We start from the raw sequence: 17069 nt of genomic DNA on the forward strand, positions 1-17069 counted from the left end.
GGCAACGTCGATTTCAGAGAAACGACGCAAACATTCAGGTATTCTACACTGTAGAACACTGTTTATGTGCTCAAGGGCAGATCAATGCGCATCGGCGTTCCGACCGAGATCAAAGTTGACGAGTTTCGCGTCGGCCTCGTGCCGAGTTCGGTGCGCGAGCTCGTGGCGCACGGTCATGAGGTGATCGTTCAGGCAGGTGCGGGAGACGGTATTTTCACCGAAGACGAAATCTACGCGAAGGCGGGCGCCCGCATCGCGGCGACGGCCGGCGACGTCTTTGCCGAAGCTCAGATGATCGTGAAGGTGAAGGAACCGCAAGCAGCCGAGTGGAAGCGGCTGAAGCCGGAGCAAATTCTTTTTACTTACCTGCATCTGGCGCCCGACGCGCCGCAAGCCATCGGCTTGATGGAGTCGGGTTCGGCCGCAATCGCTTACGAAACCGTGACGGACGCGAATGGTGGCCTGCCGCTGCTTGCACCAATGAGCGAAGTCGCCGGGCGCCTTTCGATCGAAGCTGCTGCATTGGCTCTGCGTCGCCCAACCGGCGGTCGCGGCGTGTTGCTGGGCGGCGTGCCCGGCGTCAGATCGGCGAAGGTCGTTGTACTCGGCGGCGGGGTCGTCGGTACGCATGCTGCGAGGATGGCGGCCGGGCTTGGCGGTGATGTGACGATCATCGACAAGTCGTTGCCGCGTTTGCGCCAGCTCGACGAATTGTTCGAAGGCCGCGTCCGGACGCTCGCTTCAACGATGGAGGCGATCGAAAACGAAGTCCTGGCGGCCGACGTCGTAATCGGCGCCGTACTCGTTGCCGGAGCCAGCGCGCCAAAGCTCGTGACGCGCGCCATGCTGAAAGAAATGAAGAAGGGCGCCGTGCTCGTCGATGTGTCGATCGATCAAGGTGGTTGCTTTGAGACATCGAAGCCTACGACGCACGCCAAGCCGACGTTCGAGATCGACGGCATTATTCACTACTGCGTGGCGAATATGCCCGGCGCGGTGCCCGTCACATCGGCGCAGGCCTTGAATAACGCGACGCTGCCATTCGTGATGAAGCTTGCCGAGAAGGGACTTGCCGCGTTCGACCGCGATCCCCATCTCGCGGCAGGTCTAAACGTCAAAGACGGTCGTATCATGCATCAGGCCGTCGCCGCATCGCTCGGCTTCGACAGCCTCGATGCGACGCGCTCCTTTCGTATTGCGGCGGAGTAGCGCTTAAGAACCCCCCGTGCCGTCGGCTTCCCTCGCCGGCGAGCACAAGCCGGTCGCTCCTCCCCCCGGAGCGGCCGGCTTTTTTGTTGGCGCTGGATTTTTTCGTTGGCGCCGGCGACTCCGCTTCGCGGAGCCGGCCGCCGGCGCGGCATCAGTTCGACGTTTTCAATACGGTCGCGAACGTGTCGAACAACTGATCGATCTCGTTCTTTGAAATGATGAGCGGCGGCGACAGCGCGATAATGTCGCCGGTTTGTCGAACAAGCAGGCCCTGTTCGAATGCCTTGACGAAGCGGTCGTAAGCGCGTTTCGACGGCTGCGCTGGATCAGGCTCGAATTCGATCGCGCCGATAAGCCCGATGTTGCGGATGTCGATGACGTGCGGGAGGCTCTTCAGCGCATGCATGCGCTCCTCCCAATAGGGTGCGAGCTCAGTGGCGCGCGTCAGCAGACCTTCGTCTTCGTACGTATCAAGCGTGCCGATCGCCGCGGCGCACGCTATCGGGTGGCCCGAGTAGGTGTAGCCGTGGAAGAAGTCTATCATCCATTCCGGCCCGGTCATGAACGCGTCGTGGATCTTCGATTTGACGAAGACGGCGCCCATCGGGATCGTGCCGTTCGTGATGCCCTTGGCCGTCGTGATGAGATCCGGTGAGATGCCGAAATAATCCGAGCCGAACGTCCTGCCAAGACGACCGAACGCCGTGATGACTTCATCGGCGATCAGCAGGATGTCGTGCTTCGCGCATATGGCGGCAAGGCGCTTCAAGTATCCCTTGGGCGGGATCAGCACGCCCGTAGAGCAGGCGACCGGCTCGACGATGACGGCGGCAATTGTCGAAGCGTCATGCAAGGCGACCAGCCGTTCGAGTTCGTCGGCAAACTCCACGCCGTGCTCCGGCTCGCCGCGTGCGAACGCATTGCGCGAAAGATCGTGCGTGTGGCGCAAGTGATCGACGCCGGCGACTACAGTGCCGAACATTTTCCGATTTGTGGCGATGCCTCCGACGGCGGTGCCGCCGAAGTTGACACCGTGGTAGCCGCGCTCGCGGCCGATAAGCCGTACCTTGGTGCCGTTGCCTTTGGCGCGATGATAGGCGATGGCCATCTTGAGCGCGGTCTCGACGGCCTCAGAGCCGGAGTTCGTGAAAAATACGTGCTCGAAGCCTTCCGGTGCAATTGCAGTCAGCCGGTTTGCAGCTTCGAAGGCGCGCGGATGGCCCATCTGGAAGGAGCCGGCGAAGTCGAGCGTCTCGGCCTGCTTCTTGATCGCCTCGACGATCTTCGGGCGGCAGTGGCCGGCATTCACGCACCAAAGCCCCGACGTGCCGTCGAGGACGCGCCGGCCGTCGTTCGTAACGTAGTGCACGCGCTCAGCGCCGACGAACAGACGAGGGGCCTTCTTGAATTGCCGGTTTGCAGTAAACGGCATCCATAGTGCCGAGAGATCGTTTGGTTTGCTTTGCACGTTCATTGGCGGTCTTTCGAAGTGAGTGGCGGATTGGAGCTGACGATCTCAGGAGGTGATGCCGCCAATGCAGAGGAATTTCGTCTCAAGATATTCCTCGAGCCCTTCCTGCGCACCCTCGCGGCCCAATCCCGATTGCTTGACGCCGCCGAAGGGTGCGACCTCATTCGAGAACATGCCTTCGTTGATGCCGACCATGCCGGCTTCGAGAGCCTCGGCGACGCGCCAGGCCCGCGATACGTTCTGACTGAAGAGATATGCGGCGAGCCCGTACGGCGTGTCATTGGCAATCGCGATGGCTTCGGCCTCCGTGTCGAAGCGGATCAGTGAAGCGACCGGTCCGAATATTTCCTCGTTCGCGATCGCCATGCGAGGTTTCACGCCTGTGACGATGGTGGGCGTGAAAAACAACGGGCCGTGCGCATCTGGTGTGCCGCCCACTTCGATTTTGGCGCCCTTGGCGACGGCGTCGGCAAGCAGCGCCTTAACCTTGGTGATGGCATCGGCGTTGATCAGCGGGCCGATCGTTGATTGGGGATCACGGCCCGGCGCGACGTGAAGCTTTGACGTGGCTTCATGCAGGCTCGCAACGAACCGGTCGTAAATACCGGACTGTACGAGGATGCGGTTGGCGCAGACGCATGTCTGTCCGGCATTGCGGAATTTCGATGCCATTGCCGCCGCGATTGAGCGCTCGAGATCGGCGTCGTCGAAGACAATGAGCGGCGCGTTGCCACCGAGTTCGAGTGTCAGCTTTTTGATCGTGTCGGCGGACTGGCGGTAGAGAATTTTTCCGACCTCCGTCGAGCCGGTGAATGTCAACTTGCGGACTCGGTCGTCGCCGGTCAGCGCTTGTCCGACCGATGCGGCATCCATCGTGGTGATGACGTTAAAGACGCCGGCCGGGACGCCAGCATCGACAGCGAGTTTGGCGACGGCGAGGGCACACAGCGGAGTTTCTTCCGACGGCTTGACGACGATCGTGCAGCCGGCGGCGAGAGCGCTGCTGACCTTGCGCGTTATCATCGCAATCGGGAAATTCCACGGCGTGATCGCGGCGACCACGCCGATCGGTTGTTTGATCGTTAGGTAGCGGCGCGAGGCGCCGGTCGTCGGGATCGTGTGCCCATAGGCGCGCTTTCCCTCCTCGGCGAACCATTCAACGAACGAGGCACCATAGACGACTTCCTTGCGGGCTTCACAAAGCGGCTTGCCCTGTTCGGCCGTCATCAGCTGCGCCAAGGATTCGGTTTCGGCGAGGAGCAGTTCGTACCAGCGGCGCAGAATTGCAGACCGATCCTTGGCGGGCTTGGCAGCCCAGGCAGGGAATGCCTGATGCGCAGCGTCGATGGCGCGACGCGCGTCGTCGGCGTTGAGATCGGGCACGTCCGCGAGCTTGCTGCCCGTCGCCGGATCGAGCACCGGAAATGTCTTCGAGGATGTGATCCACTTTCCGTCGATCAGGGCAGCAGTTGGAAACGTCGTCGACTGAGCGTTCATTTCACCTTTCCAGGTCAAAGTGTGATCGAAACCGACTTCAGGTCGGCATATTTATATAGTGCGTGCAACGAGCGATCGCGGCCGAAGCCCGATTGCTTGAAACCGCCGAACGGCATCGTGATGTCGCAGCTGTCCCAACCGTTGATCCAAACAAGGCCGGCGCGAATTTCGCGCGCAGCGCGATGGGCGAGCGTGATGTCCTTGGTCCAGAGGCCAGCGGCGAGACCGTAGCTCGTATCGTTGGCGATGCGGATTGCGTCATTCGGTTCTTTGAAGCGGGTGACGGCGAGGACGGGACCAAAGACTTCTTCGCGAGCGATCGTATTCTCGGGCGTAACGCGGTCGAAGACCGTCGGCTCGACGTAGAAGCCGCCGCTATCGACGCGTGTCCGGCTGCCGCCGAGCGCCAGCGCGCCGCCTTCCTGCTTTGCCGTTTCGATGTAGCGTAGGGCCGTTTGCATCTGCTCTTCGCTGACCATCGCGCCCGACGTCGTTGCAGGTTCCAGAGGATCTCCTGCAACAATCCGGCGCGCGACGGCAATGAGCCGATCGAAGAATTCGTCGGCGATACCCGCTTGAACGAGGAGACGCGATCCCGCGGTGCAAACCTGACCCGAATTATAGAAAACGCCCCAGGCAGCTTCGGTTGCCGCTCGTTCGAGATCGGGGCAGTCGTCGAAGATGATGTGCGGAGATTTGCCGCCAAGCTCGAGACTGACGCGCTTCAAGTTGCTTTGTCCCGAATACTGCATCAACAGCTTGCCGACGGCACCCGAGCCGGTGAAGGCAATCATGTCGACGTCGTTGTGAAGGGCGAGCGCCTTGCCCGCCTCTGCGCCGAAGCCCGGTACGATGTTGAGAACGCCGGCGGGCAGGCCTGCCTCCAGCGCCAGTTCGCCGATCTTCAGTGCCGTCAACGGCGACTGCTCCGCCGGCTTCAGGATGACGGAATTTCCCATCGCCAGCGCCGGAGCGATTTTCCACATCGCCATCAACAGCGGGAAATTCCAAGGCACGATCGCGCCGACGACGCCGAGCGGCTCGTGCACGGCGAACGAGAAGCGGCTCGGAGTGCCGGGCCCGACCTCGCCATAAATCTTGTCGAGAGCTTCCGCGTAGTAGCGGAGTGTGTTGATAGAGCCCGGGATATCACCCTTGAGCGCGTTCGTGATCGGCTTTCCGACATCGAGGCTTTCGACCACGGCCAGGCTTTCTGCGTCGCGCTCCATCAATTCGGCGAACTTGAACAGAACGAGCTTCTTGTCCCGATAGTGGAGTTGGCGCCAAGGGCCCGTTTCGAAAGCGGTGCGAGCGCTAGCGACGGCGGCATCGACGTCGGCCGCATCGCACTGGGCAACCTGATTGAGGATGCGGCCGTTCCTTGGCGTGACGTTGGCGAAGGTTTTTCCCGAGACGCTTGCGACCGTCTTACCGCCGATCACGGCTTCGCCGGGGAGCTTCAGGGAACCTGCGACCGCTTCAAAGTGCGCGAGCGATGTCATGACATGCGAGCCTCATGCAACGTGAGCGTACCACTCATGATCGAGAGACGTGACGATGCGTTCGAAATTATTCCGTTCAGCCTGTTTCAGCTTGAAGTAGACGTCCTGGAACGGCGCGCCGAAGGCTTCGCGAACGACGTTCGAATGCCGGAAGCGTTCGAGCGCATTGAACCAGACGGTCGGCAGTTGCGGCGCCTCGCAGCCATTACCGTTGCCTTCGGCCATCGGGCCCGGTTCGATCTTGTTCGTGATGCCATGGCGAATTCCGGCGAGGATCGCGGCGAGCACGAGGTAGGGATTGGCGTCGGCGCTGGCGACGCGGTGTTCGACGCGGGTTCCGCCGCCTGACGTGCGAGGGATGCGTAGCGCGACGTTGCGATTGTTGAAGCCCCAATGTGCAGCCATCGGGACGTAGGCCTTTGGAACGTAGCGGCGGTAGGCGTTCGCCGACTGCGCCCAGACCGCCATGAAATCGCACATTGATGCCTGCAGGCCGCCGATCGCATGGCGAAAGAGCGGAGAGATCGGATCGCCTGCGAAGAGGTTTTTTCCGGCCTTATCTATCAGGCTCGCATGCAGGTGCATGCCGGAGCCCGGCCAGTCGTGATGCGGTTTTGCCATGAATGTCGCATGAAGCCCGTGGTTCTTGGCGGCGGCTTTGACAGCGCGCTTCAGCAGCAATCCGTCCAAGGCGGCGGCGACAGGATCGGCCTTGTGTTTCAGATTGATTTCGAACTGCGCTGGACCGGACTCCTGCATGACCGCATCAATCGGCAAACCCTGCGCTTCGGCGATTTTATAAATGTCGTCGATGAAGGGCGCGAGGGCGTTCATTTCCTCGAACTGGAAGGTCATCGGAGAGTCAGGGTCGTCGGAGAGTCCCTGCGGCGTCTCCAATATGAAAGCACCATTCGTTTGCGGCTTGGTCACGTAGAACTCGAGTTCGACAGCGGTGACCGGCGTCTGACCGGCCGCTTCGAGCGCCGAGACTTGTCTGGCGAGAATGCCGCGCGGATCGACGTCCTCGGGCTCTACGACCGAGATGACGGCTTGCGCATGGTGGCCGGCGCCAACCGGCACGGGCCGTAGCGTGCCCGAGAGAATGCGGAACGGAACATCGGGGTCGCCGGTCTCCCACAACCTGCCCGTTTCCTCGACGCAATTGCCGCGCGCATCCATGATGAACACGGTCGAGGGCATCATCACGCCGTCTTTGGCGACGCCCGGAAGATCATCGCGCCGGAAGCGCTTGCCGCGAGGGATGCCGTTGATGTCGAAGACGATCAGATCGATCCAAGTCACGTTCGGATTGGCGCGCAGGAAGGCTTCGGTTTCGTCGAGAGTAATAAACGTGTCGGTCATGCGGACTTGCCTCTTGCGGCCTCGCCGAAGCGGCGGAAAAGCGCGATGGATGTCGGGTTCGTGTGGGGTCGCCACTCGGGATGCCATTGGACCCCAAGCGAGAACGGATTGCCGCCAGGCGCGCGGACAGCTTCGACGAGACCGTCTTCCGCAAAGGCTTCGGCGATGAGCGGCTCGGCGAGCTTCTTGATGCCCTGCCAGTGCAGCGAATTCACCGTGATCTGGTCTTCGCCGACCCAACTCTTGAGCTCACCGCTGAGCGAGACTTTGTGCTGCGGGCCGAACTTGACGTCGTAATCCTCGGCGGTTGGCTCGCGGTGATCATTGTGCCCATCGACCGCATGAACGGCCTGGTAAAGCGTGCCGCCAAGAGCGACGTTGAATTCCTGAAAGCCGCGGCAGATCGCGAATATCGGCAGCTTGCGTTCGACGGCGGTGCGGATCAACGGAAGCGTCAAGGCATCGCGGTCGCGATCGATCGTTTCGGGGTCGATGGGCTCCTCGTCACTGTAATGCACGGGCTCGACATTCGAGAGGCTACCGGGCAGCAAGATGCCGTCGGCGATCTCGAGCACGGCCCCGATATCGGCCATGCTCGGACCGAGCGGCATCAGCAGCGGCTGGCACTCGGCGACCTCGGCGACGGCGGCCGAATATTTTCGTCCAGCAACGTCGAAACGCAGGCCTCCGATGATTTTACTGCAGCAAGGTATGACGACGATCGGCCGGCTCATGCCGTGATTTCTCCCTTCACATCGGCGAGGGTCAGATCGAGCGCTTTTTGGATGACGGCGGACGCTTCTTCGAACTGCGGGCCGGTCCAGATCAGCGGCGGCGCACAGACCATCGTGTCGAACACGGCGCGCATGATAAATCCCTCGCGGAAGAAATGATCGCGGCAGATGAGCCCGACACGGCCCGGATCGGCGAAACGGCGCCGCGTCTTTTTGTCGGCGACGAGTTCGATGGCGCCCATCAGGCCAACCGAGCGCACTTCACCGACGAGCGGGTGATCCTTGAAACGCGCAAGCATCCTGGCCAGTGCGGGGCCCGTCTCCTCGCTGACGCGCGGCACGAGGCGGTCGCGCTCCATGATCTCGATGTTTTTCAACGCAACGGCGCACGCGACCGGATGGCCCGAGAATGTGAATCCGTGGTTGAAATCGTCGTCATGCTCCATCAGGGCATCGACGATCTTGTCGCCGACTAGGACGCCGGAGAGGGGGATGTATCCCGACGTTGCGGCTTTGGCGAACGTGATGAGGTCGGGCCGGATGTTGTAATATTCCGAGGCAAACCACCGGCCGAGCCGGCCGAAACCCGTGATGACCTCATCAGCCAGCAGCAGGATGCCGTACTTGTCGACGATCTTTTGCACCTCCGGCCAGTAGGTATCCGGCGCGATCTTGACGCCGCCGGCGCCCTGGACCGGTTCTGCCGCGATCGCTGCGACGTTCTCGGGTCCGCAGCGTAGAATCTCCTCTTCGAAGGCATGTGCGGCGCGCAGCCCGAAAGCTTCCGGCGTTTCGCCCGCGAAGGATTCGCCATACCAGTAGGGGTCCATCACGTGACGGAATCCCTCGTAGAGCGGATAGGAATGGTGATGGACGTGCGTCATGCCGCCCATCGATCCGGAGGCGATCGTCGAGCCGTGATAGGCATTGCGGCGGCTGATGATGATGCGCCGCTTCGGCTCGCCCATCAGCACCCAATAGTGCCGGGCGAGGCGAATTGCGGTGTCGTTCGATTCCGAGCCCGACGAGCCGTAGAACACACGATTGATGTTCGCCGGTGCGAGTTCTGCGAGCTTGCGCGATAGAGCGACGACCGGCGGATGCGTCGTGCGGAAGAACGTATTGTAAAACGGTAGTTCTATCATCTGGGCGTGAGCGGCGTCGGCGAGTTCCTTATTGCCGTAGCCGACGTTGGTGGTCCACAGGCCCGCCATGCCATCGAGGATGCGGTTGCCTTCGCTATCGAAGATGTACGCCCCTTCGCCTCTGACGATCACACGTGGACCGTTGGCGCGCAGCGACTGGTGGTTCGAGAACGGATGCAGATGATGCTGCGCGTCGAGCTCTTGAATCTGATCTGTCTGAAGCCGGTTGGACACTGGCTAGCCTCCAGCGAAGTCTCAAAGTCGGAAGGGCGTAAGCGGAATTCTCGCGAGCGCTAGTGGGGCGTGTAGCCGATGCGCGCGCAGAGCATTAAAAGCTCGCATTTCGGATGCGGGTCACGCCGGCAAAGCCAGGACTTCACGCTGCGTCGAAACGAGACGCGGCGACGCAAGAAACGCTGGACCCGCGTGTGCATCGATACCATCGACCGGAGTTGCCTGATCGCCAACAGTCGCACCTCGACCCAGCAGCGGGCCGTGCAAACTTCAAAGCCGCGGGCTTTACAAGCTTCTGAATAGGCGCCAATACTACGATCTACACCGTAGAAGTGTCAAGAGGTCATTGTCATGGCAGCCCCGAAATCCCGGGCGCGGCGCGGAGTTGAGAAGCACGAAATTCTCGGGGCTGCTTTCAATCTCTTTGCCGATGTGGGCGAGGCAGGCTTTTCGATCCGCAAGCTCGGCGCCGTGATCGGCGTCGACCCGATGACGGTGCTGCACCATTTTCGCTCGAAAGACGAGCTTTTACGGGCGATCGCCGACCATGCCGTCCGCAGCGTCGAAGTGCCGGTCGCCACGGCAAGCTGGCAGAATGATCTGCGTGCCGTCGCCGATGCCTATCGCGACCTGGCACATCGGCATCCGCGCGTCTTCCACTTGCATTTCCGCTACAACGCGACGGGTCCAGCCGACCACATCTCGAGCGAGATCGTCTATTGCGCGATGCGGCGGGCCGGGCTCACCGAAGCCGAGGCGGCCGGCCTCGGTCTGGCGTTCTACGCCTTCGTGCTGGGGTTTGCGCTCGCCGAAGCGGAGGGCCTGCTACGGCCGATCGGCGATAGCGACGAGGCGGAGTTGAACGGGCTCGATCCCGTAGCCTATAAATCGACGCGCGCCCTGGTGCCGGCGCTGAAGGCACTCAATCCCGACGCCGCATTCGCTTCGTCGATGGACGCCCTTATCGCCGGCGTCGCGGAACTCGCCAAGTCTCACGCCGAGCGGCCGGCGGTCACCCGCCTAAGTCGGGACCGACCGCGCTAGCTCACGTCGTCATCCGTCACTGCAGCGGCCGCCGGCTCGCGACCAGATCTTCCGATGGTTCCAGCCGATAGAGCGAGGCTTCCGTCCCGTCGGTCAGCAGATAAATGTAACCGTCGGCGGCTACGGCCACGTCGCGAATGCGGCCGATCTTGTGATGCAGGTATCGTTCTTCCTTGACCACCATGCCGTTGTTCAACTGCAGGCGGACCAGGCATTCCCCGACAAGGGTGCCGATCAGGAAGTTACCCTGCCAATCGTCCGGCATGACGTTGCCGGAGTAGGAAACGAGGCTCGACGGCGCGACGGAGGGCACCCATTTGTAAATCGGGTCGATCATGCCGGATGCCGACGTGCGGTCTGAAATGATCGTGTCGTCGTAATTGACGCCATATGTGACGACGGGCCAGCCGTAATTGCCGCCCGACGTAATGACATTGAGTTCATCGCCACCTTTCGGACCGTGTTCCAATGACCAGATCAAGCCGTCGCCGGCATTGCTGATCAGGCCTTGCGGATTGCGGTGGCCGTAGCTGTAGATTTCGGGCTGCGCGTCGTTGTGGCCAACGAAAGGATTGTCGTCCGGTATCGATCCGTCCCTGTTGAAGCGGACGATCTTGCCGCCATCGTTCAGCAAATCCTGCGCGTGCTCCTTTTGCATGTGCTCACCGAGGGTCAGATAGATCATTCCGTCGGGACCGAAGGCTAGCCGGCCGCCGATCATGTCGACGCCCTTGAGCGCCGGCCTGCTGTCGAAAATGACCTGCTTGTCGATGAGGCTCATTCCATCGAGCCGCGCCCGTACGACCCGGATCGTCGAGGCTTCTCGTGTTCCATGCATGTAGGAAAGAAATAACAGGTGCGTATTCGGAAAGTCCTGATCGACCAAAATGTCGAGAAGGCCCGCGTGCCCGCCGGTCAAAACTTCCGGTGTGCCGGTGATCACCTCAGGGAGCAGTCTGTCGCCTTCGATCATGCGCAGGCGTCCCGGCCGCTCAGTCACGAGCGCTCTACCGTCGGGCAGGAACGCGATCGACCAGGGCAGGACCAACGGGCCGGCGATCTTGCGTGCTTCGTAAGGGAAATCTCCGTCGGCGACGTCCATCGAGTTCGGCGGCGTCGCCGGTATGCTCGTCGCCGGTTCGCCAACCGCGACTTCGGCTCGAAGGGTCGTTGGAGAACAGAGGAGGAGGCTAAAAAGGAGGGCTGATGCGAGGCCTGCGTTAGATAAAAGGCGCGCCCGAAGCGCCGATGCGACATTATCCAAAGTGCCCGCTCCCCGATTTTAAACGGCATTTATTGCAGCCGCGTGACACTATTGAAAATCATGGCGCCAGCAAGCCAGAAAAGTGAACGTACGCTCATTAAGCCGTTGTCTTCGTCCGCAATAAATGCCGCTCCAGCCATGCGGGGCGAGACCGGAGCGGCACCGTCTCAGGCGCGCGCGAGCTTGGCCGCGATTTCCGCGACATGACGCCCTTGGAAGCGGGCGCCAGCCAATTCGTTTTCGGACGGCTGCCGCGAGCCGTCCCCGCCCGCGATAGTCGAGGCTCCGTAGGGAGAGCAGCCCGTGATTTCTGTCACGCCCATCTGTCCCTGGAACGAATAGGGCAGGCCGACGATGACCATGCCCTGGTGGAGAAGCACCGTATGGGTGGAAAGAATGGTGCTTTCCTGGCCGCCGTGTTGCGTCGCGGACGATGTGAATACGCTGCCGACCTTGCCGATCAGCTTGCCTTGCAGCCAAAGCCCGCTCGTTTGGTCGAGAAGATTTTTCATTTGCGCCGTCATGTTGCCGAAGCGCGTCGGCGTTCCGATGATGATGGCGTCGTAGTCCCCCAACTCGGCGGCATTGGCAATCGGCGCCTTCTGGTCGAGCTTGAAGCCCGATTGCCGCGCAACGTCTTCGGGCACCGTTTCCGGCGCCCGCTTGATGACGGCTTCGGCTCCCGCCTCGCGCACGCCTTCGGCAACGGCCTCAGCCATTTTTTCGATGTGGCCGTAACTCGAATAGTAGAGAACGAGAACCTTGGTCATGTTTTGTATTTCCCAGATTTGAAGGAGATATTTGAGTACGAGACAAATTCGAACTGCTGGTCACATCGCCATGTCGAACAGCAGAACTTCGGCAGTGTCCGGCACGTCGAGCACGAGTTCTCCAGGTTGATCGATCGAGACCCCGTCACCGGCCCCGATAAGTTCACCGTTTAGCGTCGCCGAACCGCGGGCTACCTGCACCCAGGCCCCGCGACCTGCTTTCAGAATGTGACGAACGGATTGCCCGCGCGTCAGCGATGTCGCGTAGAGATCTACGTCGCGATGGATCGTGACTGAACCTTCGCGGCCGTCGCGCGAACCTATGAGCCGAAGCTGTCCATGCTTCGCGGCATCGTCGAACGTCTTCTGCTCATAGCTCGGTGCTAGGCCTTTCTTCTCCGGAATGATCCAGATCTGAAGGAAGTGCACCGACTCCGTCTTCGATGCGTTGAATTCGCTGTGGCGAACGCCAGTGCCGGCCGTCATGCGCTGAACATCGCCCGGCCTGATCACGGAACCTGTGCCTATGCTGTCCTTATGTTCCAAAGCTCCCTCGAGGACGTAGGAGATGATCTCCATGTCGCTATGGGGGTGCGTGGGAAAGCCGCCGCTGGGGGCGACGCGGTCCTCGTTGATGACGCGCAACGGCCCGAAGCCGATGTGCTTCGGATCGTAGTAATGGCCGAAGGAGAAGCTGTGTTTAGAGTCGAGCCAGCCGAAATTGGCTTTGCCGCGCTCCTCAGAACGCCTGAGCGTGAGTGTCATGAAGCCTCCACTGTGTTTGATCGGAACGGTCCCCGATCGTCGACACAGAAGTTAGGTTGACGCCCTGTTGCCTGCAATCTATCGATCTATGGCCGGACCGCTTCCATTCTGGATACAATGAGTTGCCATGGATAAGCTCGATGCCATGCAGGCCTTTGCAAAGGTGGTTGCGCTCGGAAGCTACGCCGAGGCCGGTCGCCAGCTCGGTCTTACCCGCTCGGCGGTGAGCAAGGGCGTCATGGAGCTCGAGCAAATCCTCGGCGCCCGGCTCCTTGATCGCACGACGCGGCGCGTTAGCCCGACCGAGGCAGGGCTCGCTTACTACGAGCGGTGCGTCGACATCCTTGCCCGGATTGGGGAGACCGAGCAGCAGGTCTCGCGACTGCATGACGAGCCGCGCGGCGTGCTCAAGGTGAATGGGCCAATGTCCTTTGGTGCGCTTTACCTTGGCGATGCCGTTGCCGACTTCATGGAGACGTATCCTGAGCTGAAGGTCGAGCTGGTCCTCAACGATCGCTTCATCGATCCGATCGAGGAAGGCGCTGACGTCACCATCCGCATCGCCTTGCTTCAGGATTCGAGCCTGATCGCCAGAAAGCTGGCGCCCGCACGTCGCCGGCTGGTGGCGTCACCGCACTACCTCGAGACGCATGGGACGCCGTCGATGCCGGATGATCTGGCGGCCCACCGCTGCCTGACCTACGGCCACACCACGCTGCTGCAGCGATGGCAACTGACGACCAAGCACGGTAAAACATTCACAGTACCGATCAGCTCGATGCTGTGTTCGAACAACGGGGATGTCCTGAAAGCGGCGGCGCTTGCCGGCCGGGGCATTACCGAGCTTCCGACATTCCTCGTCGGTCCCGATATCAAGGCCGGCCGGCTGAAGGTCGTGCTTTCCGACTACGCGCCAGCCGAGCTTGGCATCTACGCTCTCTATGCCCCGAACCGGTATCTGGCCGCCAAGACCCGGGTATTGATCGATTTCTTGGTCAAGCGATTTGGCGCCCGTCCAGCGTGGGACGATTTCGACTGACGATCGCACACCTTATGGAAACACCCCGACTTCGGGGGGACAAAGCCGGGGTGCCATTATCGCCACAGCCCTCGGGTTTGCACCGGGGTAGTGCTAGCTGTGACGTGAGCATAACTCTCAGAGTGCTGGATTGTTGCTCGGGCACGCAGATCGAGTGTCGGCGACGCAACGAGAGGGGGTCTAAAACAATAGAATGCCGGCCGGTGGGCTTCGGGAACCCGCCCTAGACGGGCGAGTTACACGACGTCTGCCTCAACTAGGTGCGTTATGTCCCGGCCCATTTCGCGGCAAATCATTTCTCGTGCTTTGGAAACGCTCTCAGACCAAAGGCGATGGACAATGCGCGCTGCCGTCAGTCGCTCTCAGAATAATGTGGTTCAATACTGCGCTTTCGGTGCACTCGCGTATGCTGCGAATGAGTACGCAGCATCGGTTTCAGAGGCTCGGGAGCTTGCATTGCGCGCTGAAGCGGCGGTCGTAAATGCAAATCGGTGGCCGCCAGGTACGCGCATTTCGCAATTCAATGATTCAAACACGCATGAAGATGTGATTGCAGCGCTGAGGTGTGCAGCTCAGTCCTGAACGATGTTCTCGCAGCCGCCTGGACAGGCTGGTTTGTCGATCCTCATATTCCGACTGCTTAAAACGAAAACGTCGCGCAATCCCATTCATAAGCTCAGCAGTTCTTCTTCGTTCTTGGATGCTCAGACCGCAGATAGGTTCAAGCTCAGGTTCATTCAAACTGGAGAGGTCCCTATGTCCCTGATTAACTTAACGCGCCGATCGGCAATTGCCGCCGTGATCGGTGTCGGTGTCACTGGGCTTGCCGGATATGCTTCCGCCGCGGAAGTGACACTGCTCAACGTTTCGTACGATCCGACGCGTGAGCTTTTCCGGGACTACAATGCCTCCTTCGCAAAATACTGGAAGGCGAAGACCGGTGATGACGTCTCGGTGAAGCAGTCGCACGGCGGTTCCGGCAAGCAGGCACGCGCGGTTATCGACGGCCTCGAAGCCGATGTCGTGACACTTGCTCTCGCCGCGGACGTGGACGCAATTCACAAGAACGGCGACCTTCTCCCGGCCGACTGGGTGAAACGTCTTCCCGAAAATTCAGCGCCCTACACCTCAACGATCGTGTTCCTCGTTCGCAAGGGCAATCCGAAAGGCATCAAGGATTGGCCCGATCTCGCCAAGACCGGTGTCGAGGTCATCACGCCTAACCCGAAAACATCCGGCGGCGCCCGCTGGAACTATCTCGCCGCATGGGGTTACGCCTTGAAGCAACCTAGTGGCAGTGACGCGACTGCGAAGGAATTCGTCAGCAAGATCTATAAGAACACCAAGGTTCTCGACTCCGGCGCTCGTGGCTCGACCACGACCTTTGTCGAACGCGGCATTGGTGACGTGCTGGTTGCCTGGGAAAACGAAGCCTATCTGTCGTTGAAGGAATTCGGTCCAGACAAATTCGAGATCGTAACGCCGTCTCTCTCGATCCTCGCCGAACCTTCCGTCGCGGTCGTCGACAAGGTCGTCGACAAGCATGGGACACGTAAGGTCGCGGAAGAATATCTGAAGCACCTCTACAGTGCGGATGCGCAGGAAATCGCCGCGAAGAATTTCTATCGTCCGCGCGATGAGAAAGTGGCTGCCAAATACGCGAGCCAATTTGCTCCGGTGAAGACCTTCACGATCGACGACGTCTTCGGCGGTTGGAGCAAAGCGCAGGCCACGCACTTCAATGATGGTGGCGTCTTCGATCAGATTTATGCGCCGGGCAGCAAGAGCTGAGCCTTTTACACTTCGAGGGAATTGTGCGCCGCCCCGTCTGTGAGCGGGAAACTAACTCCTACAGCGTCCACGCATCAGGACGAGGCGGCGCACGATACCGGATGCCAACCTCGGCCAATGAACGTCATGGGAATTGCATCGGTGTTGCAGCGAGAAAACTGTTGCCGATCGTCTGCCCGCAGCGCGGGTCAAGGTTTTGAATTGGGCCGCCATTTGACCGAGCGCGGCTTACCTCACGCATAGCAATCAAGGACGACTTCGATGCCGACCACTCTCATCGTACCGGGCCTCAAATCGAGCGGGCCGACGCATTGGCAAACTTGGCTCGAGCACCGCCTTGCCGGCAGCGTGCGTATCAATCAGCGGGACTGGAACGACCCGCATCTGCCCGACTGGTCGAGCCGCGTTCGTCGCGAAATCTCCAGATCGGAGGGGCCGGTTTTCATTGCCGCGCATTCGTTCGGTGCCTTGGCTGCCGTGCAGGCCGCAAGCGATCATGCCGATCGGATTGCCGGCGTGCTGCTTGTTGCGCCGGCGGACCCCGAGCACTTCGGAGTGGCCGAATTTCTTCCGGCCAGACAGCTGGAATTCCCGACGATCGTCGTCGCCAGCTCGAACGATCCGTGGATATCTCTCGATAGCGCGGTGCAATGGGCGGACCGATGGGGCGCCGATCTCATCGGCCTTGGCGAAGCGGGACACATCAATGCGGAATCGGGCTTCGGACCCTGGCCGAAAGCTCTGGCGCTGCTTGAACGGCTTCGTCGCGCCTCGGAATTTCGTATGGCCAGCGAACGGCTTGCCGCTTTGAGCCTGTCTCACGCGCGTCGCACTCAACGCAACTTTCGGCCGCCCAGTAATGCGGCTGCCTAATGCAGCAGCGATAGCGGCAACGCTACGACGCCAATGCAAAATAGCCACGACGCCATAACGGAAATTGGTCTTCGTACATCTCATTACTTGACGGGAGGATAGTCGAATCACAGAAAGTCTAGTAGTTTCAATATGCTAAGCAGAGAAAAATCTAATTTAACAGACGGGGGTCTAAGTAATGCAACGGGTTACGGGGTTGAGGACGGGATGGCTGCTTAGCGCCGCCGCGATATTAATCGGGGGTTGGTCGATGCCCGCCGCCGCAGCCGATCTCGGGGGAGACTGCTGCGCGGATCTCGAAGAGCGCATCGCCGAGCTCGAGGCAACGACGGCGCGCAAGGGCAACCGCAAAGTTAGCCTGACCGTTTC

The 17069-nt window shown here is 60.7% G+C and carries 15 protein-coding genes and 1 pseudogene; 7 read left to right on the forward strand and 9 right to left on the reverse strand.

Annotation, left to right across the window (positions count from 1 at the left end; translation table 11 throughout):
- Nucleotides 1-84: 84 nt before the first annotated feature.
- Nucleotides 85-1209, forward strand: coding sequence for an alanine dehydrogenase (ald, locus tag VN623_RS13195; protein WP_325571637.1), 1125 nt, complete (start codon nt 85-87; stop codon nt 1207-1209).
- 151 nt (nt 1210-1360) lie between these two features.
- Here the strand turns inward: ald and VN623_RS13200 are convergent, their stop codons facing one another.
- Genes VN623_RS13200 through VN623_RS13225 form a run of 6 tightly spaced genes read right to left on the reverse strand, consistent with a single transcriptional unit; the run spans nt 1361 to nt 9154 of the window.
- Nucleotides 1361-2683, reverse strand: coding sequence for an aspartate aminotransferase family protein (locus tag VN623_RS13200; RefSeq protein ID WP_325571639.1), 1323 nt, complete (start codon nt 2681-2683; stop codon nt 1361-1363).
- Between the two features lie 42 nt (nt 2684-2725).
- A complete protein-coding gene (locus VN623_RS13205; protein WP_325571641.1) occupies nt 2726-4177 on the reverse strand; it encodes an NAD-dependent succinate-semialdehyde dehydrogenase in 1452 nt (483 codons plus the stop codon).
- 14 nt (nt 4178-4191) lie between these two features.
- Nucleotides 4192-5679: an aldehyde dehydrogenase gene (locus VN623_RS13210; protein ID WP_325571643.1), complete on the reverse strand. Its 1488-nt coding sequence runs from the start codon at nt 5677-5679 to the stop codon at nt 4192-4194.
- A gap of 12 nt (nt 5680-5691) precedes the next feature.
- A complete protein-coding gene (locus VN623_RS13215) occupies nt 5692-7041 on the reverse strand; it encodes a glutamine synthetase family protein (RefSeq protein WP_325571645.1) in 1350 nt (449 codons plus the stop codon).
- Entirely contained in the window at nt 7038-7775 is a 738-nt protein-coding gene (locus tag VN623_RS13220) for a gamma-glutamyl-gamma-aminobutyrate hydrolase family protein (protein ID WP_325571647.1), read from the reverse strand. The genes VN623_RS13215 and VN623_RS13220 overlap by 4 nt, the downstream gene beginning before the upstream one ends.
- Entirely contained in the window at nt 7772-9154 is a 1383-nt protein-coding gene (locus tag VN623_RS13225; RefSeq protein WP_325571649.1) for an aspartate aminotransferase family protein, read from the reverse strand. Before VN623_RS13225 ends, VN623_RS13220 begins: the two co-directional genes overlap by 4 nt.
- 351 nt (nt 9155-9505) lie before the next feature.
- Between VN623_RS13225 and VN623_RS13230 the strand changes: the two genes are divergently transcribed.
- Nucleotides 9506-10198, forward strand: a complete 693-nt coding sequence (locus VN623_RS13230; protein ID WP_325571651.1) for a TetR/AcrR family transcriptional regulator — start codon at nt 9506-9508, stop codon at nt 10196-10198.
- Between the two features lie 16 nt (nt 10199-10214).
- Here the strand turns inward: VN623_RS13230 and VN623_RS13235 are convergent, their stop codons facing one another.
- From VN623_RS13235 to VN623_RS13245, 3 genes are all read right to left on the reverse strand, one after another.
- Nucleotides 10215-11300: a PQQ-dependent sugar dehydrogenase gene (locus tag VN623_RS13235; protein ID WP_325571653.1), complete on the reverse strand. Its 1086-nt coding sequence runs from the start codon at nt 11298-11300 to the stop codon at nt 10215-10217.
- Nucleotides 11301-11629: 329 nt separating this feature from the next.
- Nucleotides 11630-12232 carry an NAD(P)H:quinone oxidoreductase gene (gene wrbA, locus VN623_RS13240; protein WP_325571655.1) on the reverse strand — a complete coding sequence of 201 codons (603 nt, stop codon included), beginning with the start codon at nt 12230-12232 and terminating at the stop codon, nt 11630-11632.
- Between the two features lie 60 nt (nt 12233-12292).
- Entirely contained in the window at nt 12293-12997 is a 705-nt protein-coding gene (locus VN623_RS13245) for a pirin family protein (protein ID WP_325571657.1), read from the reverse strand.
- 127 nt (nt 12998-13124) lie between these two features.
- Between VN623_RS13245 and VN623_RS13250 the strand changes: the two genes are divergently transcribed.
- The 5 genes and pseudogenes from VN623_RS13250 to VN623_RS13265 all read left to right on the forward strand — a co-directional run.
- Entirely contained in the window at nt 13125-14036 is a 912-nt protein-coding gene (locus VN623_RS13250) for a LysR family transcriptional regulator (protein ID WP_325571659.1), read from the forward strand.
- A gap of 267 nt (nt 14037-14303) precedes the next feature.
- Nucleotides 14304-14618: a DUF6197 family protein gene (locus VN623_RS13675; protein ID WP_422653714.1), complete on the forward strand. Its 315-nt coding sequence runs from the start codon at nt 14304-14306 to the stop codon at nt 14616-14618.
- A gap of 174 nt (nt 14619-14792) precedes the next feature.
- Complete coding sequence (locus tag VN623_RS13255) at nt 14793-15827, forward strand: sulfate ABC transporter substrate-binding protein (RefSeq protein WP_325571661.1); 1035 nt, start codon at nt 14793-14795, stop codon at nt 15825-15827.
- A gap of 261 nt (nt 15828-16088) precedes the next feature.
- A complete protein-coding gene (locus VN623_RS13260; RefSeq protein ID WP_325571662.1) occupies nt 16089-16700 on the forward strand; it encodes an alpha/beta hydrolase in 612 nt (203 codons plus the stop codon).
- Nucleotides 16701-16878: 178 nt separating this feature from the next.
- A pseudogene (locus tag VN623_RS13265) lies at nt 16879-17069 on the forward strand (porin); the annotation flags it as partial.

The organism is Hyphomicrobium sp., from assembly GCF_035572195.1.
GTDB lineage: Bacteria > Pseudomonadota > Alphaproteobacteria > Rhizobiales > Hyphomicrobiaceae > Hyphomicrobium_B.

What these genes read in the sequence shown, in the direction of transcription:
- VN623_RS13215 (WP_325571645.1), bottom strand. Translation starts at nt 7,041, where the DNA reads ATGACCGACACGTTTATTACTCTCGACGAAACCGAAGCCTTCCTGCGC.
- VN623_RS13260 (WP_325571662.1), top strand. Translation starts at nt 16,089, where the DNA reads ATGCCGACCACTCTCATCGTACCGGGCCTCAAATCGAGCGGGCCGACG.
- VN623_RS13200 (WP_325571639.1), bottom strand. Translation starts at nt 2,683, where the DNA reads ATGAACGTGCAAAGCAAACCAAACGATCTCTCGGCACTATGGATGCCG.
- VN623_RS13250 (WP_325571659.1), top strand. Translation starts at nt 13,125, where the DNA reads ATGGATAAGCTCGATGCCATGCAGGCCTTTGCAAAGGTGGTTGCGCTC.
- VN623_RS13230 (WP_325571651.1), top strand. Translation starts at nt 9,506, where the DNA reads ATGGCAGCCCCGAAATCCCGGGCGCGGCGCGGAGTTGAGAAGCACGAA.
- wrbA (WP_325571655.1), bottom strand. Translation starts at nt 12,232, where the DNA reads ATGACCAAGGTTCTCGTTCTCTACTATTCGAGTTACGGCCACATCGAA.
- VN623_RS13235 (WP_325571653.1), bottom strand. Translation starts at nt 11,300, where the DNA reads ATGGACGTCGCCGACGGAGATTTCCCTTACGAAGCACGCAAGATCGCC.
- VN623_RS13255 (WP_325571661.1), top strand. Translation starts at nt 14,793, where the DNA reads ATGTCCCTGATTAACTTAACGCGCCGATCGGCAATTGCCGCCGTGATC.
- VN623_RS13210 (WP_325571643.1), bottom strand. Translation starts at nt 5,679, where the DNA reads ATGACATCGCTCGCGCACTTTGAAGCGGTCGCAGGTTCCCTGAAGCTC.
- VN623_RS13205 (WP_325571641.1), bottom strand. Translation starts at nt 4,177, where the DNA reads ATGAACGCTCAGTCGACGACGTTTCCAACTGCTGCCCTGATCGACGGA.
- VN623_RS13245 (WP_325571657.1), bottom strand. Translation starts at nt 12,997, where the DNA reads ATGACACTCACGCTCAGGCGTTCTGAGGAGCGCGGCAAAGCCAATTTC.
- VN623_RS13675 (WP_422653714.1), top strand. Translation starts at nt 14,304, where the DNA reads ATGTCCCGGCCCATTTCGCGGCAAATCATTTCTCGTGCTTTGGAAACG.
- VN623_RS13220 (WP_325571647.1), bottom strand. Translation starts at nt 7,775, where the DNA reads ATGAGCCGGCCGATCGTCGTCATACCTTGCTGCAGTAAAATCATCGGA.
- ald (WP_325571637.1), top strand. Translation starts at nt 85, where the DNA reads ATGCGCATCGGCGTTCCGACCGAGATCAAAGTTGACGAGTTTCGCGTC.